The organism is Flavobacterium sp. TAB 87, assembly GCF_001529295.1.
Classification (GTDB): domain Bacteria; phylum Bacteroidota; class Bacteroidia; order Flavobacteriales; family Flavobacteriaceae; genus Flavobacterium.
Genome location: NZ_LLWK01000030.1, coordinates 96,136 through 116,200 on the forward strand (window position 1 = coordinate 96,136; position 20,065 = coordinate 116,200).

The window sequence follows — 20,065 nt, forward strand, 5'->3', positions numbered from 1 at the left end:
TTAAATGTTCTTTTTTACAAATTTTTCTATTCTTTGAGATAAATCTTCCTCTACTTTTACCAATGGCAAACGCACGGTATTATCAGCAATACCAAGACATTGAAACACTTCTTTGATTCCGGCCGGGTTTCCTTGTTCAAAAATCATATCAATACATTCGTCTAAAACATATTGTATTTTAAAGGCTTCATTTACTTTTCTATTTAAACCTAAACGAATCATTTCTGAAAATTCTTTTGGAAAACCTTGTCCAATTACCGAAATAACACCCGCACCTCCTGCTAACACCATCGGTAAAGCGATCATATCATCTCCAGAAATAACTAAGAAATGAGCTGGTTTATTTTTTAAAATTTGCATTGCTTGAACGAGATCTCCTGCTGCTTCTTTTATAGCTACAATATTGTCAAAATCGTTTGCTAAGCGCAAAACAGTTTTAGGCAACATATTGCTAGAAGTTCTACCTGGAACATTATATAAAATTATCGGAATAGGAGAAGCTTCTGCAATAGCTTTGTAATGTTGGTAAATGCCTTCTTGAGTCGGTTTACTGTAATAAGGAGAAACAGAAAGAATAGCTTCAAAAGCACTTAGGTCTCTCGTTTTTAATTCCTTTACTACCTCTGCCGTGTTGTTCCCACCAACTCCCAAAACCAAAGTAAGTCGTTTTTTATTTGCAGCAACCACTGTAGTGATAACAAGCTCTTTTTCGTCTGCTGATAAAGTTGCATTTTCAGCTGTGGTTCCCAAAATTACAAGATACTCAATTCCTCCATCGACACAAAAATTCACAATTCGTTGCAGTGCTTCTGTATCTACCGAAAAATCTTTGTTAAATGGAGTCACCAGCGCAACACCTGTCCCTATTAATGATTGCATAATTCTTAACTTATAGTTTATTCAAAATTTTTAAATACTTTACTAGCTCATTTGTAAAACCAATAGCGTTCGATACGTCTACTTTAACATTTATATCATTAAAAAAATAGTTTTCCAAAGTAAATCCTGCTTTAAAACTAGCTTGCGACTGTTTTGTAATCGAAAGCATTACTGGATTTTCCACCTCATAATAACTAATTAATAAATCAAATTTAGTGGCTATGAAATTTGCAACAAATCCGTCAGCAAAACTGCCATTCAGCTTCAAATCTTTAAAGCCGCAAGTAGGCAAACTTACGCTTTCTTTCTTTTTAAAATTTTGCTTAAATACTAAAATAGAAACATTTTCTTCTCTAATACCATTTGCAACTAATTGATCCAAAATTACTTGTTTACAAGACAAATTCCGATTCTCTATAAGTAATCCAATATTCTGAATTTCGCTTATACGGCTCGATTTCATGTCATTGTGCAAAGTTCTTTTGAGCGATTTTTTTATAAAAAAAAGCTTTATAGCGTTTAAAAACATAGTACTTTTACAAGGTTACAAAATTAATTATTTAAGCCGCATTTAAGATGGTAAAACTAAAAAAGTATAACGTATTTTTGAAACTTTTTGTTATATTCTTAACACTTTTTTTTCTAGAATCGTGTAGCAAGCAGAATTATCAAATTTCAAAAATTGAAGGGAAGCTGATTCCTGTTGATTCTATTTATGGACAATCAACTGAAATTGAAAACTTTATTAAGCCATACCGCGAACACATCAATAACGATTTAGATAGTGTTTTAGCGTATTGTCCAGAAAATTTACTTAAGAGTGATGGCAAGTGGCAAAGTACGATTGGAAATTTAATGGCTGATGCCTGCGTAGATCGTGGAAATATTGTTTTGGAAAAAAGAGAACAGAAAAAAATAGATTTGTGCTTGCTTAATTATGGAGGAATAAGAGCATCACTTCCCAAAGGAAATATTACGGCAAGAAATGCTTACGAAATAATGCCGTTTGAAAACAGTTTAGTGGTCTTAGCCTTAAAGGGAACTCAAATTAATGAAATGCTATCTTACTTTATTTCTGAGAAAAAAGCACATCCTTTATCTGGCATTACGTTTACCATCACTAAAGATTGGAAGGCAAAAAATATAATGATTCAAGGACAACCCTTCGATGAAAATAAAACGTATTACGTTGCAACCAACGATTACTTAGCCAATGGCGGTGACAAAATGAATTTTTTTAAAACAAGCACTCAAAAATTTGATTTAGACTATAAACTTCGAGATATTTTTATCGATTATTTTAAAGAAGTTGACACAATTCCAGTGAAAAAAGACCTTCGAATCATCCAAGATAAATAATACTTCAAATTATAATTTATACCAGGTTTGCTACAAACCATTTATAGAAGTAGCACGCTCAAGTAAAAATAAAAACTAAAGCATAGATTACCTCTGATAAATAATTTTACATCCATGAAAAGAAGAGAATTTATTGAAAAAACAACTGCAAGCGCAGCGCTTGTTGGTTTAGGTTTGTCACTAAGTAGTTTTGATTCTACAACAACGAAACAGTTAACTATTTTGCACACTAATGATGTTCACAGTCATATTGACCCTTTTCCAGCAGATGATCCAAGAAACGCAAATAAGGGCGGTGTTGCGAGAAGAGCTGAATTGATTAAGTCGATTCGAAAAGAAAACCCAAACGTACTTTTATTGGATGCAGGTGATATTTTTCAAGGAACTCCGTATTTTAATTATTATGGCGGTGAATTGGAGTTTAAGCTAATGAGCATGATGCAATACGATGCTTCAACTATTGGAAATCATGATTTTGACAATGGTGTTGATGGTTTGCTTGCACAAATGCCGCATGCAAAATTTGATTTTATTTGTTCTAATTACGATTTTACCAACACAGTAATGAACGGATTGGTTAAACCGTATAAAGTGTTTCACAAGCAAGGTCTAAAAATTGGCGTATTTGGTCTCGGAATTGAATTGGAAGGATTGGTTGACAAGCGCATGTATAAAGAAACAGTTTACAACGATGCTATAGAGATTGCGCAGGATATGGTGGCCATTCTAAAAAAGCAGGAAAAGTGTGACCTAGTAGTCTGTCTTTCTCACTTAGGATATAAATACAGAAACGATGATCCTAAAATTTGCGACTTAAAATTAGCCGAATTAACCGAAGATATTGACATTATTATTGGTGGACATACGCACACATTTCTGGAAAAGCCTGCCATCGTAAAAAACAAAGTTGGAAACGAAGTTTTAGTAAATCAAGTAGGTTGCTACGGTATCAATTTAGGTCGTATCGATTTTTATTTTGATAGAAACAAGAATAAAATTGCCGAGGGAAAATCAATTGTGGTTTAAATCGTCACTTTTTACCTCTTTTTTCTTCAGTAAAAAATAACGTACCATAAAATAATAGGCCAGTGATTGAGTGCTATTTCTGATTATTCTAAAAATTAATAAGTCATGATAAAATTCGTTAAAAACAAAGAACATATCTGACAAAATAAAACAAATCGCTGTTAACGTTATAAAAAGATGTGCAGCAGTTGGCCTAATAATATGATTAATAAAGCATACACAACTCATTGTGCATAAAACAATACCGTAAACCACATATAATAGAAACATGTCGGTTTGAGTATCATTAATGGTCATTTTTAAAATGGAAAAAAGTAAAAAGACAACAAAAGAGACCACAATCAAAATAGGAACTACATCTATTTTTCGGACTCTCACTCTTTTAAAGTTTTTTAAAACGTGGACCAACAGCAGCATATAAACTGCCATAAAACAATACATCGAACCTAAACTTGAATACGCTGGATTTAGAACAATTACTACGTCTCCCACAAAGCAACAGATAAAAATAACGGCTTGAAACCATGTGATTTTGTATTTGTTACTGATTAAAAAATAAATAAACATCAAGGGCACAGCCATTGATTTCAAATAAATGATCGGCAATCTGTTTTGAAAGAAAATTTCAAAAATAATCGTTAAAATAATCGTTCCGAAAAACAGTACTAGCGACGGCTGATTGGGTTTCATTTAACTAATGTGGTTCATAAAATCTTGCTCACTCAAAATTGTTATATTCAGCTTGTTGGCTTTTTCTAATTTTGCGGGTCCCATATTATCTCCTGCAATAACATAATCCGTTTTTGATGAAATAGAACTTCCTATTTTACCACCATTGTCTTCGATTGCTCTTTTGAGTTCATCTCGCGAAAACAAAGTAAATACACCTGAAACAACATATATTTTTCCGTCTAGTTTATTAGTCGCATTTAGATTTATTTTTTCTACAACTTCAAACTGTAAACCATAACTTTTCAATCTGTCAATCGTACCTATATTTTGCTCATTTGCAAAGAAATCAAGAACACTTTGTGCAATCCGTTCTCCAATTTCATCCACCAAAACTAAATCCATTAAAGTTGCGTGACTTAGTGCATCAATATTTTTATAATGTTTGGCTAACTTTTTGGCTACAGTTTCCCCAACAAATCGAATACCTAAAGCGTATAAAACTCTTTCAAACGCAATATTTTTAGACTGCTCTACTCCTTTTACCAAGTTTTCGGCAGACTTCTGCGCCATTCGTTCCAATGGTAAAATTTGCTCTACTGACAATTCGTATAAGTCGGCGTAATTGTGAACGAGATTATTATTAAACAACAATGCAACAGTTTCTCCACCCAAACCTTCGATATCCATCGCTTTACGCGAAATAAAATGCTGAACTCTACCAATAATTTGTGGTGGACATCCATAAAAGTTTGGACAGTAGTGATTGGCTTCTCCAGAATTTCGAATCAATTCCGTTTCGCATTCTGGACAGTTTGTTATGTAGACTGTTGGTAATGTATTTTCGGGTCTTTTTTCGAGATCAACCGCGATAATTTTAGGGATAATTTCACCGCCTTTTTCAACAAAAACAGTATCTCCCACTCTAATATCTAGTTTTTCTATTTGATCAGCATTGTGCAACGAAGCTCTTTTTACCACAGTTCCAGCCAATTGTACTGGACTCAAATTGGCAACAGGCGTAATAGCTCCCGTGCGCCCGACTTGATAGGAGATAGAATTTAGTTCTGTCGAAACTCGCTCTGCTTTAAACTTGTAAGCCATTGCCCAACGTGGCGATTTTGCCGTATATCCCAACTCTTCTTGCTGTTGAATACTATTTACCTTTACCACTACTCCATCTGTTTCATATGGCAATTCGTGTCGATGTAGGTCCCAATAATCAATAAAATCAAAAACTTCAGCTAAATTACTTGCTAGTCTTGCCTCTTTAGGCGCTTTGAAACCCCAATTACGAGCGGAAACTAATCCCTCAAATTGAGAATTAAACGGTAATTTTTCTCCTATAACAAAATACAGCAAGCACTCTAATGGTCGTCTAGCCACTTCGGCACTATCTTGTAACTTTAAACTTCCTGATGCTGTGTTTCTCGGATTGGAATACGGGGCTTCTCCAATTTCAACCAATTCCTGATTCATTTTTTCAAATCCAGCAAAGGGTAAAATAATTTCTCCTCTAATATCAAATTTATCAGGATAGTTAGTGCCTTTTAAAAGTAAAGGAACCGATTTTATCGTTTTAATATTATTGGTCACATCGTCACCCTGAAAACCATCACCACGCGTAACAGCACGCGTTAATTTCCCATTTTCGTAAGTTATACTAATCGATGCGCCATCGTACTTTAATTCGCACGTATATTGCAGAGTAACATTTCCTAAAACCTTCTGGATCCTATTTTCCCAATCTTGCAAATCTTCTTTTGAATAAGAATTATCTAAAGAATACATTCGGTACTCATGCGGTACTGTTATAAAATTCTTTGTAATGGTACCTCCTACACGTTGCGTTGGCGAATTTGCATCAAAAAATCTTGGGTTTTCTTTCTCTAATACTTCTAGTTCTTTCAATTTCGCATCAAAATCAAAGTCAGTAATCGTCGCATTATCCAATACATAGTAATTATAATTGTGCAAATTTAATTCGTCTCGCAATGCCTGAATTTGTTTTTGGATTTCCATAAATGATATGCTGAAATTGAAGATTAAAACTATAAATTTTCTTTAAACAAAAATAACTAAATTAAAATTCTACCACATTGAATTGATCAATCTTTACTCATTATTTTCAAACGACTAATTTTGGATTACTTGCTTTAAAACTTTATTAAAACCTAAAAAAAGCACTTTAAGGATTGCTATTGCTTAAGATTTTAGTATTTATTGTACCAATCAAAATTCTTTTGTAAAATCGATTGTTTTTCTGAACGAACGAATTCCAAAAAAGCTTTGGCAACTGGTGATAATTTTTTTTCTTTCAACCAAATTAATCTCCATTGTGTCACAATAGGTGTTTTTTTGGCTGGAAGAATAAATACCTGCTCTTGCATTAATTCATTTTGCAAACCAATTAACGGCATTATAGAATAGCCTAAACCCGCAATAACGGCTTGTTTTACCGCTTCATTGGTAGATAATTCAATCTGTTTTCTTTGTTTTCCTTTACTATCGTTAAAGTACTTTTCCATTGCCATTCGTGTCGCAGATCCTTCTTCTCTATAAATAAGTGGTTTATCCTTAGCGCGTTCTGGCTCATTACCCACAAGATATAATTTATTGTCTACCAATAATTCTTCTTCAATATTTAATTTCTCAGGCAATTGAGAAACCAATGCAAATTCAATCAAATTATTTTTTAAACTTTCAATTACCATGCTTTTATTGGTAACGTCCAAAACTAAATCTATTCCAGGATTGTTTTCTAAAAAGCCCGACAAGAAAAATGGAATTACATATTTCCCGGTCGATGCCGATGAAATAACCAGTTTTCCCTTGAGCATTCCTTTGTACTCGATGGTTTTATAGTTAATATTTTCGAGTTCCTCGATCACTCTTTCTGCAATTACAGCAATTTCTTTTCCAAATTCTGTGACATATAATTGTCGACCTATAACCTCTGTAAGAGGAATATCAAATTGATCTTGCAAATTTTTCAGTTGAATAGAAACGGCAGGTTGAGTCATAAATAGCTCTTCTGCAGCTTTGGTAATGCTCAATTTTTGAACAACTTTTAAAAAAATCTGTAATTGGTGAATCGTATAATTCATAAAATATTTTTATACATAACATAACAAATATAAATAAAAATATATAATCACTATCCATGACCTTTGTAAAAAAAAATAGTCACAATTTAAAATTTTCGAAATGGAACAAAAAACAAACGAGAACAAAATTACATTCGATTTAATCAATGGAACTTTTTTGCCGCAAGAAACAATGGAGATTATCAATCACATTATTCAGAAAAAAATTGACTTTCATGAAATTCGGAATTTTAGTGAACTCATCCGTTTTGGAATTAGTAACGAAAATTCCCCACAAAGAATCGCTACACTAGCATCTCATCGAAAAGCATTAAACCGCTATCTAAAAAACGCAAAAGCTTCTAATGAGCTTTTAGATATCAAAGCTACAATATCAATTGTACCGAGTTCAATAATTACACTTTAAAATAATAAATCATGTCTGAAAATATACTTCTATCCTTACTTCTCTTTTCTCCCTTATTTTTTTTCATCATTGCATTGCTAAGTGCTTTTCCCTATTTTGGTACTCCTAATTTTTTAAAGAAAACCACAAATACTGCCGCGTTATTTTACTTTCTAATTTCAATTTATTCTGTTGTTTTAGTTTACCAAAACGGATTAATGCAAACTGATTTTATTGGATATAATTCTATTGGCATAAGTTTTAGATTAGATTCAATCGCAGCTTGTATGTTTGTGATGGTTGGTTTTTTAAGTTATGTAATTGTAAAATTTAGCAACAATTATCTTGATGGGGATAAAAATCAAGGATTATTCTTCGCCCGTTTAGCAGCAACTATTGGTGCCGTTCAATTATTAATTATTTCAGGGAACATCGGTATTTTATTTATATCGTGGGTATTAACTAGTGTGTTTTTAAACAGACTATTACTATATTATCCAGACCGAGTTTTAGCCAAAATTGCTGCTCACAAAAAATTTCTTGTAGCTAGGTTAGCAGACCTCGCTCTCTTTGTTGGTTTAGCATTATTGTATGACACTTTTAAAACTGGAAATTTAGAAGAGCTTTTTCAACAAACGAAACCACTTGCAATAAACCAAATGACTCCTCTTACTATTGGATGCGCCGCATGTTTACTAGTAATCGCAGCTTTGTTTAAATCGGCACAATTTCCTACTCATGGTTGGCTCACTGAAGTTATGGAAACACCCACTCCAGTTTCGGCAATATTGCATGCAGGTTTACTTAATGCTGGTCCTTTTTTAGTAATACGAATGGCTTTTATAATTGAAACCTCACAATTCGCAAGCATTCTATTAATAGTTATTGGTGGCTTTACTGCTCTTTTTGCATCGAGTGTGTATTTAACTCAAACATCCATAAAAACAGCACTTGTATACTCTAGCGTAGCCCACATGGGCTTTAGTCTTTTTCTTTGCGGAATTGGTTTTTACTCTGCCGCAATGCTACACATGGTTGCACACTCCTTTTATAAAGCGCATGCTTTTTTATCCTCTGGAAATTTATTTGAAAATGATCCAAAGAAAAATAATACCCAAATTGACCGAAGTTTAACTCAAATTATCCTGGTTTATTTGTCTTGCCTTGCGTTAATTACCGTTCTTTTAGAATCTATAAAAACTAATTATCAAGCAAGTACTGCAGTTTTAATTTTGACTGGCATCGTACTCTTGGGGTTGAGCAAATTAATTCTTGACGCATTTATACGCAAACATTCTATACAATTAATCTTTATAACAGCAATAACTGCTGGTTTTATTTGGATCGCTTTTCATTATGGAGAGTTTTTCGCTCAGACCATATTCTCCGATGACCTTCCTATAGCTACTGCTTTAAATTGGATGCAAATAATAGCAGCAACACTAATACTATCAGGTTTTGTGGCTGCAGTATTTCTTCAGTCGATTACTCCATTACTTCAAAAGAATGAAAATTATATACGCTTTTCAGTACATCTAAAAAATGGCTTTTACACTAATACTGTATTTGACAAATTGGTTGGTGCGCTCAACTCCACTAAAAATTAATAGCAAAGTCCTAAATAAAACAACGATTAACCAAACCTTAAAAAGAAAAAAATGCAAACAATCGAAGAAACTTTGACGAGTATTCCCGCTATTCAAAATATTACCTTAGATCAAATAATTGCTGAAGCTTGTCAAAGAATAGCGCCTTTATGGTCGCTTGAAAATTTTGTAGCCGTCAATCCATATCTCGGAAATGTAGATAAAAAATTCTCAATTGTCGCTCAAGAGCTTTCCTATCTCGCCAACATAGACTCTACAATGCCCATTAATTTTTATTTGGATAAAATAGAAAAAAAAGAAATAGTATTAAAAGACGTTGAAAAAGCGTTACAAAGCAGCAATGCAAATCAGTATAAAAATGCAGAAATATTTTTAGAAAATTTATATAGATCTTCCTCTAAAAAATCTGTTTTACCTTCTATTGCAACCGCTATCCAACTAGTTAGTCAAACAACCAATGTCGAATGGGAACGATTTGCGATCCAAAGAATTTCTTTGTGGTGTGCCTCTTACTTCGACAACGGACAAGCGCAACTAAGTAGCTTAACTAAAAACAAGAACTTATTTACCTCCTGGAAAAGAGAAGCCTTAATTGATAAAACGCCAGAAATTGCAGGTTTAAAAAGTTTTAGAAAACAGCTACAAAACCTACCAGATCAACCAACAGAGACCATTGAATATGTACTAAATGAATTCGGATTAAAAAGTACAGCTGCTTCTTACTACTTGCAACGCCTACTTTTAAGCTTAAACGGTTGGGCTGGTTTTGCTGCTAGAATTGATTATGATGCAAAATTAGATTCGAAAGAATCAAATCAAGTAACCCAATTATTAGCAGTATTAGTAAGCTGGGAATTATGTACCTATTTATCTTTAAAAAATGAAAATTTAGAAGATAAATGGAAACAAAATAAACTGAATCTTGCGAGTATTAAAGAAGAAGCTATTATCGATGGAACAGTGGCGAATACAATACTATTGCAAGAAGCCTTTAATTTTTCGGAACAAAGAAAGATAATTAGTGTAATTAATGCTACAAAAACTACAGTTGAAACCGAGAAAGAAAAAGAAGTTCAAGCCATTTTTTGTATTGACGTACGATCCGAAATATTTAGAAGAAATTTAGAAAAGACAGATAGCAAAATTCAGACATTTGGTTTTGCTGGATTCTTTGGCTTTCCCGTAAATCTTTTGCCACTTGGAAAAGATAAAACCAAAGCGCAAACTCCAGTGTTAATTAAACCACAACTCACTGTTTTTGAAAAAATAAAAGAAAACAACACTAATAACAAAACAGTAAAGCGATTAAAAATAAAACAAGAGATTGCAAGTTTATGGAAAACATTTAAATCAGGAGCCGTTAGTTGCTTCGTCTTTGTCAGTCCGCTTGGTTTGCTTTACATTCCAAAATTAATTTTTGAAACCTTCAAATTATCTCATTTCGCTAAAGGATTTTTTTCAGGACGAAGTAGAAAATTGACTGTAATTAGTTTGCAAGACAATTCAAAAATTCAAACAAATCTCGGCATTTCGTTAGATACACAAGTTGAAATGGCTAAAAACGCGTTAACGGCGATGTCTCTCACTGAAAACTTTGGAAAATTAGTACTATTAGTTGGTCATGGATCGAGTACAACAAATAATCCATACGGATCTGCCTTGCACTGTGGTGCTTGTGGTGGTCATACGGGAGAAGCGAATGCAAAGGTTGCCGCAAGCGTCTTCAATAATCAATACGTAAGATCACAGTTAAAAAAGTCAAATATAAACATTCCTGAAAGCACTGTGTTTGTAGCTTGTCTGCACAATACAACGACTGATCAAATTTCAATATTTAATGAGGACGATTTGAGCAGCAGTCATGAGCAATTATTTAAATCATTAAAAACTAATTTACAAACAGCAACTGGAGTAACTCGTACAGAACGTGCCATCAGAATGTCAACCGAAAACAAAAATGTTACTCAAAGAAGTAGAGACTGGTCTCAAGTTCGTCCCGAATGGGGATTGGCTGGTTGCTCTGCTTTCTTGATCGGTAAACAGCAAAGAACAAAAAATCTAAACCTAAATGGTAAAGTTTTTTTACACACGTACGACTGTGAAAAAGATACTGAAAACAAAATACTTCAGGCGATTATGACTGCTCCAATGGTCGTAACGAGCTGGATTAGTTTACAATATTACGCCTCCACCGTAGATAATAAAAAACTAGGATCTGGAAACAAAACCTTACACAACATTACTGCAGGAATAGGTGTAATCGAAGGATTTAGCGGAGATCTAAGAACTGGTTTACCAATGCAATCTATAAGTGACGGCAATTATTTGCAACATAATCCAACAATTTTAAACGTGATAATAGAAGCAAAAATAGAATCTCTTAACCAAGTAATTGAACAGAATAAATTGGTCCGTAATTTGGTTGATAATGGCTGGCTTAAATTACTACAAATGAATGAAGACGGTAAAATTAGTAATAGATATACCGGTAATTTAAATTGGGAAACGATATAAAATATCACTATAAAAAAGACCGTATTTGAATTCAAAAACGGTCTTTTTAATTTAAATATTTATGATTCTACGATCGTATTAATCTGAGTAAACAACTTACCATCGGTTAAAAAAGCACCTTGTTGAATCAGTTGAAAAATAGAATTATTGCGTTCTTCAGTAAAGACTTTTTTACCAATCTTCATTTCTATAGTATCCGTAAACATATTGTCGCTTAACCATTGTAAACCTTCCTTCGTTAGAAAATCAACTTCTGGAACCAAAGATTTCAATACAATCGATTTTATGTCGGTTTCAAAACACTCAAATAAAAAAATGTGATTCTTTGAAAAGTGCTCTAAAAACTGTGCTCTCGAAAGTACTCCTTCCCAAACTAAATCAGAGAAAACATCTAATTCCTGTTCAGCAACTTCGGGTTTATTTTCTTTTATAGAATCCCATTCACCCTTATCAATGGATTGACTTGCTAAAAAAGTAGCAAATTCAGTATGTAATTCATCAAATTGTTCTTTTGTAAGTCTTGCGTATTTCATTGTGAAAAATTTTATTAATAGAAATCAAATTTCTAAAAAAAAGTACAAAAAAAATCCCGACATACATCGGGATTTCATTATATAAACTAAAATTACTACTATTCAGCAACAATTTCGTAAGGTAATTCAACTATTACATCTCTGTGTAAACGTACGTTTGCAGTATATTTACCTGTACGTTTAACGATTCCGCTTGTGATGAATTTTCTATCAATTTCTTGTCCACCTTTTGCTAAAGCTGCAGCGATATCAATATTCGTGATTGAACCGAATAATTTTTCTCCACCTGCTTTTGCAGTGATCTTAATTTCGATAGCTTTAATTGCTTCAGCTATTTTCTTAGCATCATCAACAATTTTTGCTTCTTTGTGCGCTCTTTGTTTTAGGTTTTCAGCCAATACTTTCTTTGCAGAAGGTGTTGCCATATGAGCAAATCCTTGTGGTATTAAAAAGTTACGTCCGTAACCGTTTTTAACATTAACCACATCGTCTTTAAACCCTAAGTTTTGAACGTCTTGTTTTAAAATAAGTTCCATGTTGTTGTCCTTTTTTATAGAAGTTAGGTTTCATCTTTCAGAAAACCAACAACCAATTAGTATTGATTATTTTAATAAATCCGCCACGTATGGCATTAAAGCTAAGTGACGTGCTCTTTTTACAGCCACAGAAACTTTTCTTTGGTATTTCAATGAAGTACCTGTTAAACGACGAGGAAGAATTTTTCCTTGCTCATTTACAAACTTCAATAAGAAATCAGCATCTTTAAAATCGATGTATTTGATTCCAGATTTTTTGAAACGACAATATTTCTTTTGTTTGTTAGTCTCTATATTTAAAGGAGTAAGATATCTGATATCTCCGTCTTTTTTTCCTTTTGCAGATTGTTCTATTGATGCCATACTAATTAAGCTTTTTGAGATTTAAGTTTTACTCTTCTTCTTTCCGCCCAAGAAATAGCGTGTTTATCTAAACTTACAGTTAAGAAACGCATAATTCTTTCGTCACGTCTAAATTCAGTTTCAAAAGCGATTAAAACTTCTCCTGATACTTTAAATTCAAATAAGTGATAAAAACCACTTTTTTTGTTCTGGATTTCGTAAGCCATTTTTTTCAGACCCCAATCCTCTTTAGATACCATTTCAGCTCCTCTACTAGTAAGAAAATCTTCAAATTTGCTTACTGTTTCCTTTACCTGAACTTCAGATAAAACGGGATTTAAAATGAAAACAGTTTCATAATGATTCATAAATAATGTATTTATTTGTTAATTTGGCTGCAAAAGTAATAATAAATTTTATATAAACCACTATCAAATAAGAATTATTCGATGAAATACGAAATAAAGCCGACAAAAATTTCTCTTTTAAATTTTAAACATTATATTTACATGTAATTATCCTATTTAATTACTAGCTTAAATTAATCATATGAAGTTAAATTGTGTCGTTGTAGATGATAGTTCTATTCAAAGGACCATTATTGCAAAGCTTGTCAACAATCATACTAATTTACATTTGATAGGGGATTTTTCTAATGCAATTGAAGCAAAAAGTTGCATCTCACTAAATAATGTAGACTTAATATTTTTGGATATTGAGATGCCTGTAATTAATGGATTTGATTTCTTAGATGGTTTAAAGTCCAAACCTCAGATTATTTTCATTACTTCCAAAGCAGAATATGCGATGAAAGCTTTTGATTATGATGCTACGGATTATTTGCAAAAACCGATCGCAGTGGACCGCTTTAATGCCTCTGTAAAACGCGCTATTGATTTGTATTTATTGCGTACAGAAACCAAAGAAGAAGAAGGCGAACATATTTTCATTAAAAGCAATCTTAAAAAATTGAAGATTTTCACTTCAAAAATAAAATGGATTGAGGCTTTCGGTGATTATGTACGTGTGGTGACCGAAGACGATAGCAACTTGGTTCTTTCGACAATGAAATCATTTGAAAAAGACTTATCCAAGGATAAATTTATTCGTGTACACAAATCGTATATTATTAATATAGATAAAGTTGAGCGCTTTAATAGTAAGTTTGCAGAAATTGGCATCACTAAAATACCGCTGAGCCGAAATAAAAAAGAAGATTTAGTTAGAGCTCTCTCTACATCAAACTAATTTAATAGAAATCAACGTTTACGGTCACTTTTATCGATCGATATACCGCAACTGCCTCAAAACTATTCAAAACCTTCTGAATAGTTTTTTTTGTGCTTGCTAACGGCAAGTTGTGTGGAATTTTTATCATTATAGTTCGAATGTACTCGTTTCTAATTCTGCTAATTCCAGGCTCTTCGGGACCCAAAACAGGCACTGGTAATGACTGACTCAACACTTGGCACAACCACATTGAGCCTTCTTTTAGCTTATCAAAATCACGGTGTTTTATCGTCAATTTTACAACTCTAAAATAAGGTGGGTATTTGTATATTTGACGATCATATAATTGTTCATTATACATCCCTAAGTAATTATTAGTCGTTACTTGTTGAATGGTATTGTGATTTGGATTGTAGGTTTGGATGATTACTTTTCCTTGCTTTTCTGCCCTTCCTGCTCTTCCCGCTACTTGAGTCATCATCTGAAAACTGCGTTCAAAAGCCCTGAAATCGGGATGATACAGCATATTATCGGCATTCATGATTCCAACCAAACTCACATTGTCAAAATCCAATCCCTTAGCAAGCATTTGAGTTCCTACCAAAATATCAATTTCACGATTTTTAAAACTATCTATAATTTTTTCAAAACCAAACTTTCCACGAGTTGTGTCTTGATCCATTCTACCAATTTTTGCAGATGGAAATAAAGTGTGTAATTCTTGTTCAATTTGCTCCGTTCCAAATCCTTTTGTCGTTAAATCGACACTAGAACAACTGTGACAATGCGTGGGCTTTGCCATGCTGTAACCACAATAATGGCAGCGCAGCTGATTTTTATGTTTGTGAAAAGTCAAGCTCACGTCGCATTGCGGACATTCAGGAACGTGACCACACGTTATACATTCGATTATCGGTGAAAATCCACGACGATTTTGAAATAAAATTACTTGTTCGCCCAAAGACAATGCGTCGGTAATTTGCTCAATCAGAACATCGCTAAAATGTGCTGTCATTTTTTTTCGAAAATACTTATCTTTTAAATCGACCAAAGTGATTTCTGGCATTCGAACATTATTGTACCGTTCTGCTAAAGTCACCAATCCAAATTTATCCGATTGTGTGTTGTAGTACGTTTCTAGACTTGGAGTTGCTGATCCTAAAAGCACTTTGGCTTCATGCAAATTAGCCAAAACTATAGCTGCATCTCGCGCGTGATAACGTGGTGCTGGATCTGATTGCTTGAACGTTTGCTCGTGTTCTTCGTCTACAATTATCAAACCCAAACTAAAAAAAGGCAAAAACAAAGCCGATCGTGCACCTATTATAATTTGCGCTTTCTCTGCATTATTTAAGGTTTGTTTCCAAACTTCAACACGTTCGTTATTATTGTATTTGGAATGAAAAACGGCTACTTTATCTCCAAAATGAGCTTGCAATCGAGAGACCAATTGAGTAGTTAGTGCAATTTCGGGTAATAAATACAGTACTTGCTTTCCTGTCGCTAAATAGTCTTCAATTAATTTAATGTAAATTTCTGTTTTTCCGCTAGAAGTCACTCCATGCAATAAACAAACTGCTTTTTCTACAAAACTATTTTTAATTGATGTAAATGCGATTTGCTGTGGTTCACTTAGTAGCAATTCTTTTTCATTAATCGCTCCAGAAAAATTAACGCGATCGTGCTGAATGTAATACTCTTCAAAAATCTGTTTTTCAATCAATGCTTTTACAACTGCTGATGAAGATTGCGACGTTTCTACTAATTTTTTAACTGTAATTGGTTTTTTCTCTGATGCACTCAGCTGAAAATAAGCCAAGACGATTTCCTTCTGCTTCGCTGCATTTTTAAGCACATCAAGTAAAGTAGTTAAGCCATCATTAGATTCGAACTGTGAATGCAACTTTACATAGCGAACCAATTTTGGCTTATATGATTCTTGAATTTCTTGTTGCAAAACCACAATATTACTATCAATAAGTTTTTGAAGAATTGGGAAAACATTCTTTTTATTGACGATTGCAATAATATCACTCACCTTAAGAACGCTTTGTTGCTGCAATGCTTCGTAAATCAAATATTCGTCATCATTTAAATCTGAAATAGTTATGCTAGTATTGGGCTGAGTGGTAATTACAGTCTCACTTTCCAAAAGCAATGCACTCGGGAAAGCGCCTCTATAAACATCTCCAATTCCACACATATAATACGAAGCGATCCAAAGCCAATGTTTCAATTGTACTTCAGTTGCAATAGGTTTTTCATCTAAAATTTGGTGAATTTCTTTAGCTTCATACAAAGTTGGTTGGTTTTGATGCGTTTCAAGAACCAGCGCGGTATACATTTTACTTTTACCGAAAGGTACAGCCACTCGCATTCCTTTCTGAATAAAATGATATTCAGCTTCAGAAACACGGTACGTAAAAGTTTTAGCTAAAGAAAGTGGTAAAATGACTTCGACAAAAAACATAGTGTAGAAATATTATTGTAGTTCAGTAAATGAGTAAGCTAAATTAGTACAATTTAGTTAGTAAACGATGCCAGTAATTTAGATAGGTAACTTGTAAAATATATTTTATTATAAACTTTATCCAGTAAATCATTAGACTAGATTAAGCAATATTTACAATTATAAAAAACTATAAAAACATAAAAGTCATCGGTGAGATGACTTATGTTTAATTTTGATACTTCTTCTAAAAATAAAATTTACGTCTTAATTTAATTTTTAACTCTTACCCAATACTGAGTACGACCCATTAAAGCAAAACCTACGTAACCACGAACTTTCAATTTATCTGGAGATTCAAGCGTAATGTAACATTTGTATTCTTTTCCAGTAGTTGGGTCTAAAATTGTTCCTGAACTGTATTCGTTTCCATCTTTTTTCAAGTTATTAATAATAACCATCCCTAAAATTGGTTTGTTTTTATTTACACCTTTACATTGGGTACACGCCTCTTTTTGGCGATCTTCTCGCATTATTTCGACCACTTTACCATATACTTTTCCCGATTTTTCGTACACTTCAACAATCGATTTTGCAACACCTGTTTCATCGTCAATTGTCTTCCATTTTCCTAAAACTGATTGACTTTGCATACTTGTCACAGCAAGAAAAAACAATCCTAAAGTTAACATCCAGTTTTTCATAATTAGTTTCTTTTTTAAGTTTAAAATCTATAGTGCAATCATCATACCTAAAATATATTTAGGTAAAAATGAAGCTTTAAAATCTTAAATAAAATTAAATAGTGGTCTTTTTTTGTTTCAAATTTCTAATGGTTGCATTGAGTTCAAAACCCAAAAGCAAGATCATACAGTTAATCCAAATATAAAACATTAGAATTAATAATGTCCCGATTGAGCCGTAAAGTTCATTGTATTTTGAAAATTTTATAACCCAAATTCCGAAAAAGTATGAAGATATAACAATTAAGACGGTGGTAAAAACAGAACCAATGCTAAAAAAAGGTACTTTATTGTATTGTTTTGTCCCATAACGCAATAATATAGAAGTTGTTAGCAAAATCATTAGAACAACAAAAGCATATCGGCCAAATATAATGAGTGGAATCGTGTCACTTAAAATATCCTGAACTATTGTTTTCTGGATAATAACCTCAAATACTACAATTGTCGCTACAGTTACTAGCAATAATAATGACAAGGTTAAGGAGATTGCTAACGCAACTAAGTACTGATTAAAAAAACCCCGTTTATCGAATACATGCTTTGAAGATTGGAAACCACCCAAAGTGCCGCTGACTCCGTTGGCCATTAAAAAAATAGATAATAAAAAACCTGTAGATAGCAATCCAGAATGACTATTATTTAAAATATCGTTGATGATTTTTTCGACTGCATCAAAGGTATTTGGAGGTACGCCTTGTTGCACAAAACGCAAAAAATCTTCCTGAAAACCTTCAATCGGTATGTACGGAATTAAGTTTAAAATAAATAATGCGAAAGGAAAAAGTGCCATGAAAAAGCTAAAAGCAACCGCACTTGCGTGATAAGAAAATGCCCCCTCGAGAATCCCTTTAGTATACATCTGAATTAAATCGTAGAGCGATAATCCGTTAAGCCAAGGCAACTTTACTTTCTTTAAAAATCGAACCAACGTACCAAGCAATGGTACTTTTTCGAGACGATTTTCAATTGTTTCAGACATATATTGTTGTTTACGAAACCTTTTAAACTGCTTTTAAACTCAAGTCCATATTATAAACGGAATGCGTCAAAGCACCTGAAGAAATATAATCAACGCCACACAAGGCATATTCTCTAATAGTTTTTTCATTGATATTACCAGATGATTCTGTTTGACATCGGTTACCAATCAAGGCAACAGCAGTTTTGGTATCCTCGTAATTAAAGTTATCAATTAAAATACGGTGCACTCCGTCACTTTGTAATATTTCTCTAATTTCGTCTAGAGTTCGTGCTTCAACGATTATCTTTAAATCTAAATTATTATCTTTTAAGTAGTCTACAGTCTTAGCAATTGCTAATGTAATTCCTCCCGCAAAATCAATATGATTGTCTTTCAACATAATCATATCATAAAGTGCAAAACGATGATTTTCTCCACCTCCTATTTTTACAGCCCATTTTTCACAAACTCGAAAATTTGGAGTAGTTTTGCGAGTATCTAAAATTTTTGCTTTCGTTCCCTTAACTAATTCTGAATACTGATTTGTTTTTGTTGCTATTGCAGACATTCTTTGCATTGAATTTAAAACAACACGTTCTGCTTTTAATATCGATTGTGAACTTCCTTCGACTTCAAAAACAATATCTCCGTAATTAACTGTGGTACCATCTGTAATAAAAGTGATAATTTTTAAATTGGAATCAACATATTTAAAAATCATTTTCGCAAATTCAACTCCAGCAATAATACCTTGATCTTTAACCAATAAATGTGCTTTTCCCTTTGCCGAAACAGGAATGCAAGCCAATGAACTATAATCTCCTGGGCCGACATCTTCTCGTATTGCATTAAAAACAAGGTTATCTAATTCAGATTGAAATTGTGCGTCGCTAATCATTTTATTGAGTTATTTAGTACTGCTAAAGTAGCACATATTTAAGCTAATTGAAAATTTTCTAACTGTGATTGATATAATATAAGGATAATTTATAAGTTTTTTCGTTAAATAAAAACTATAAATTACTAGTTTACAATAATAAAAGTGTAAATTAGTAAAGGATATTCTGATAAATTAAATTGCAAATAAGTATATAAACAGATTTAATAGATACTACACTAAGTTAAACGTGCTCCAAATAATTTGAAGGACGTTTTTTATTGAAATAAAACTTTAAGAAGTTAGAAATACAGAAAAAACAGTAAACCTTTTTTTTATAAAAAATAGTTCTCATCAGAATTTTAAAAGGATTTGAAGAATGAAAATTTGCAGTATAAGAAAAGGCTGTTGCTTTTTATTCAAAAAAAAATTAGTTACTTTTACATTTGTGAAAATTAAAACAATCATATTATCAATCTATTTAATCTTACTATCGTGTTTGCCTTGCGCTGATACTAAAGTAAATGAGTTTCATATTGATAGTATTTCTACTAGTATTGCAAACAATTCACATTCGCACACAAATGAAAAACATACGGATTTATGTCCGCCTTTTTGCTCTTGCAATTGTTGCGCGGCTCAAGTTTTGAGCTTTAATCCTGCTGTAGTTTTTATTTTCATAAAAGAAAATCAGCTTATTCTTTCTCCTGTTCCAACTTATAGTTCGACATTCCAGTCTAATTTCTTTGGAAGTATTTGGCAACCGCCGCAAATAGTATAATGAATCTCTTTTAATAGAGAACGAAAAATGTTAAATACACCACAGTATGGCAAAATAATGCCTA

Annotated in this window: 20 protein-coding genes; 7 read left to right on the forward strand and 13 right to left on the reverse strand. The window is 32.8% G+C overall.

Annotation, left to right across the window (positions count from 1 at the left end):
• Positions 1–879, reverse strand: coding sequence for a 4-hydroxy-tetrahydrodipicolinate synthase (gene dapA, locus AP058_RS03315; RefSeq protein ID WP_066306895.1), 879 nt, complete (start codon positions 877–879; stop codon positions 1–3).
• Between the two features lie 10 nt (positions 880–889).
• Positions 890–1,342 (reverse strand): hypothetical protein, encoded by a 453-nt coding sequence (locus AP058_RS03320; protein WP_157492597.1) that lies wholly within the window; start codon positions 1,340–1,342, stop codon positions 890–892.
• Positions 1,343–1,455: 113 nt separating this feature from the next.
• On the opposite strand from AP058_RS03320, the gene AP058_RS03325 reads away from it, so the two are divergent.
• Positions 1,456–2,238 (forward strand): 5'-nucleotidase C-terminal domain-containing protein, encoded by a 783-nt coding sequence (locus AP058_RS03325; protein ID WP_066306898.1) that lies wholly within the window; start codon positions 1,456–1,458, stop codon positions 2,236–2,238.
• Positions 2,239–2,352: 114 nt separating this feature from the next.
• On the forward strand, positions 2,353–3,264 hold the full coding sequence (locus AP058_RS03330) for a bifunctional UDP-sugar hydrolase/5'-nucleotidase (RefSeq protein ID WP_066306899.1): 912 nt from the start codon (positions 2,353–2,355) through the stop codon (positions 3,262–3,264).
• Here AP058_RS03330 and AP058_RS03335 read toward each other — a convergent pair.
• The 3 genes from AP058_RS03335 to AP058_RS03345 form a co-directional block, all read right to left on the reverse strand.
• A complete protein-coding gene (locus tag AP058_RS03335; protein WP_066306901.1) occupies positions 3,250–3,954 on the reverse strand; it encodes a lysoplasmalogenase family protein in 705 nt (234 codons plus the stop codon). The two genes, AP058_RS03330 and AP058_RS03335, sit on opposite strands and share 15 nt — an antisense overlap.
• A complete protein-coding gene (gene ligA, locus AP058_RS03340; RefSeq protein WP_066306902.1) occupies positions 3,955–5,955 on the reverse strand; it encodes an NAD-dependent DNA ligase LigA in 2,001 nt (666 codons plus the stop codon).
• A 191-nt stretch (positions 5,956–6,146) separates the two neighbouring features.
• Positions 6,147–7,040 (reverse strand): LysR family transcriptional regulator, encoded by an 894-nt coding sequence (locus tag AP058_RS03345; RefSeq protein WP_066306904.1) that lies wholly within the window; start codon positions 7,038–7,040, stop codon positions 6,147–6,149.
• Between the two features lie 100 nt (positions 7,041–7,140).
• On the opposite strand from AP058_RS03345, the gene AP058_RS03350 reads away from it, so the two are divergent.
• From AP058_RS03350 to AP058_RS03360, 3 genes are read left to right on the forward strand one after another with little or no spacing between them, the layout of a single operon-like run.
• Positions 7,141–7,446: a hypothetical protein gene (locus tag AP058_RS03350; RefSeq protein ID WP_066306905.1), complete on the forward strand. Its 306-nt coding sequence runs from the start codon at positions 7,141–7,143 to the stop codon at positions 7,444–7,446.
• 11 nt (positions 7,447–7,457) lie between these two features.
• A complete protein-coding gene (locus tag AP058_RS03355) occupies positions 7,458–9,032 on the forward strand; it encodes a proton-conducting transporter membrane subunit (protein WP_066306906.1) in 1,575 nt (524 codons plus the stop codon).
• Between the two features lie 51 nt (positions 9,033–9,083).
• Complete coding sequence (locus tag AP058_RS03360) at positions 9,084–11,546, forward strand: YbcC family protein (protein ID WP_066306907.1); 2,463 nt, start codon at positions 9,084–9,086, stop codon at positions 11,544–11,546.
• Between the two features lie 59 nt (positions 11,547–11,605).
• Here AP058_RS03360 and AP058_RS03365 read toward each other — a convergent pair whose 3' ends face one another.
• The 4 genes from AP058_RS03365 to rpsF form a co-directional block, all read right to left on the reverse strand.
• Positions 11,606–12,079: a DUF6495 family protein gene (locus AP058_RS03365; protein WP_066306908.1), complete on the reverse strand. Its 474-nt coding sequence runs from the start codon at positions 12,077–12,079 to the stop codon at positions 11,606–11,608.
• Between the two features lie 98 nt (positions 12,080–12,177).
• Positions 12,178–12,615 carry a 50S ribosomal protein L9 gene (rplI, locus tag AP058_RS03370; protein WP_066306909.1) on the reverse strand — a complete coding sequence of 146 codons (438 nt, stop codon included), beginning with the start codon at positions 12,613–12,615 and terminating at the stop codon, positions 12,178–12,180.
• A gap of 66 nt (positions 12,616–12,681) precedes the next feature.
• Positions 12,682–12,978, reverse strand: coding sequence for a 30S ribosomal protein S18 (gene rpsR, locus AP058_RS03375; protein WP_066306910.1), 297 nt, complete (start codon positions 12,976–12,978; stop codon positions 12,682–12,684).
• A gap of 5 nt (positions 12,979–12,983) precedes the next feature.
• The gene (rpsF, locus tag AP058_RS03380) at positions 12,984–13,325 is read right to left on the reverse strand and encodes a 30S ribosomal protein S6 (RefSeq protein WP_066306911.1); all 342 of its coding nucleotides are present in this window, start codon (positions 13,323–13,325) and stop codon (positions 12,984–12,986) included.
• A gap of 181 nt (positions 13,326–13,506) precedes the next feature.
• On the opposite strand from rpsF, the gene AP058_RS03385 reads away from it, so the two are divergent.
• Entirely contained in the window at positions 13,507–14,205 is a 699-nt protein-coding gene (locus AP058_RS03385; RefSeq protein WP_066306913.1) for a LytTR family DNA-binding domain-containing protein, read from the forward strand.
• Position 14,206: 1 nt separating this feature from the next.
• Here AP058_RS03385 and priA read toward each other — a convergent pair whose 3' ends face one another.
• The 4 genes from priA to nadC form a co-directional block, all read right to left on the reverse strand.
• A complete protein-coding gene (gene priA / locus AP058_RS03390; RefSeq protein WP_066306918.1) occupies positions 14,207–16,657 on the reverse strand; it encodes a primosomal protein N' in 2,451 nt (816 codons plus the stop codon).
• 251 nt (positions 16,658–16,908) lie between these two features.
• Entirely contained in the window at positions 16,909–17,340 is a 432-nt protein-coding gene (locus tag AP058_RS03395) for a DUF2147 domain-containing protein (RefSeq protein WP_066306919.1), read from the reverse strand.
• Between the two features lie 94 nt (positions 17,341–17,434).
• Positions 17,435–18,361, reverse strand: coding sequence for a YihY/virulence factor BrkB family protein (locus AP058_RS03400; RefSeq protein ID WP_066306922.1), 927 nt, complete (start codon positions 18,359–18,361; stop codon positions 17,435–17,437).
• 22 nt (positions 18,362–18,383) lie between these two features.
• A complete protein-coding gene (gene nadC / locus AP058_RS03405; RefSeq protein ID WP_066306923.1) occupies positions 18,384–19,241 on the reverse strand; it encodes a carboxylating nicotinate-nucleotide diphosphorylase in 858 nt (285 codons plus the stop codon).
• A 427-nt stretch (positions 19,242–19,668) separates the two neighbouring features.
• On the opposite strand from nadC, the gene AP058_RS03410 reads away from it, so the two are divergent.
• Positions 19,669–20,001 (forward strand): DUF6660 family protein, encoded by a 333-nt coding sequence (locus AP058_RS03410; protein ID WP_066306946.1) that lies wholly within the window; start codon positions 19,669–19,671, stop codon positions 19,999–20,001.
• Positions 20,002–20,065 lie beyond the last annotated feature (64 nt).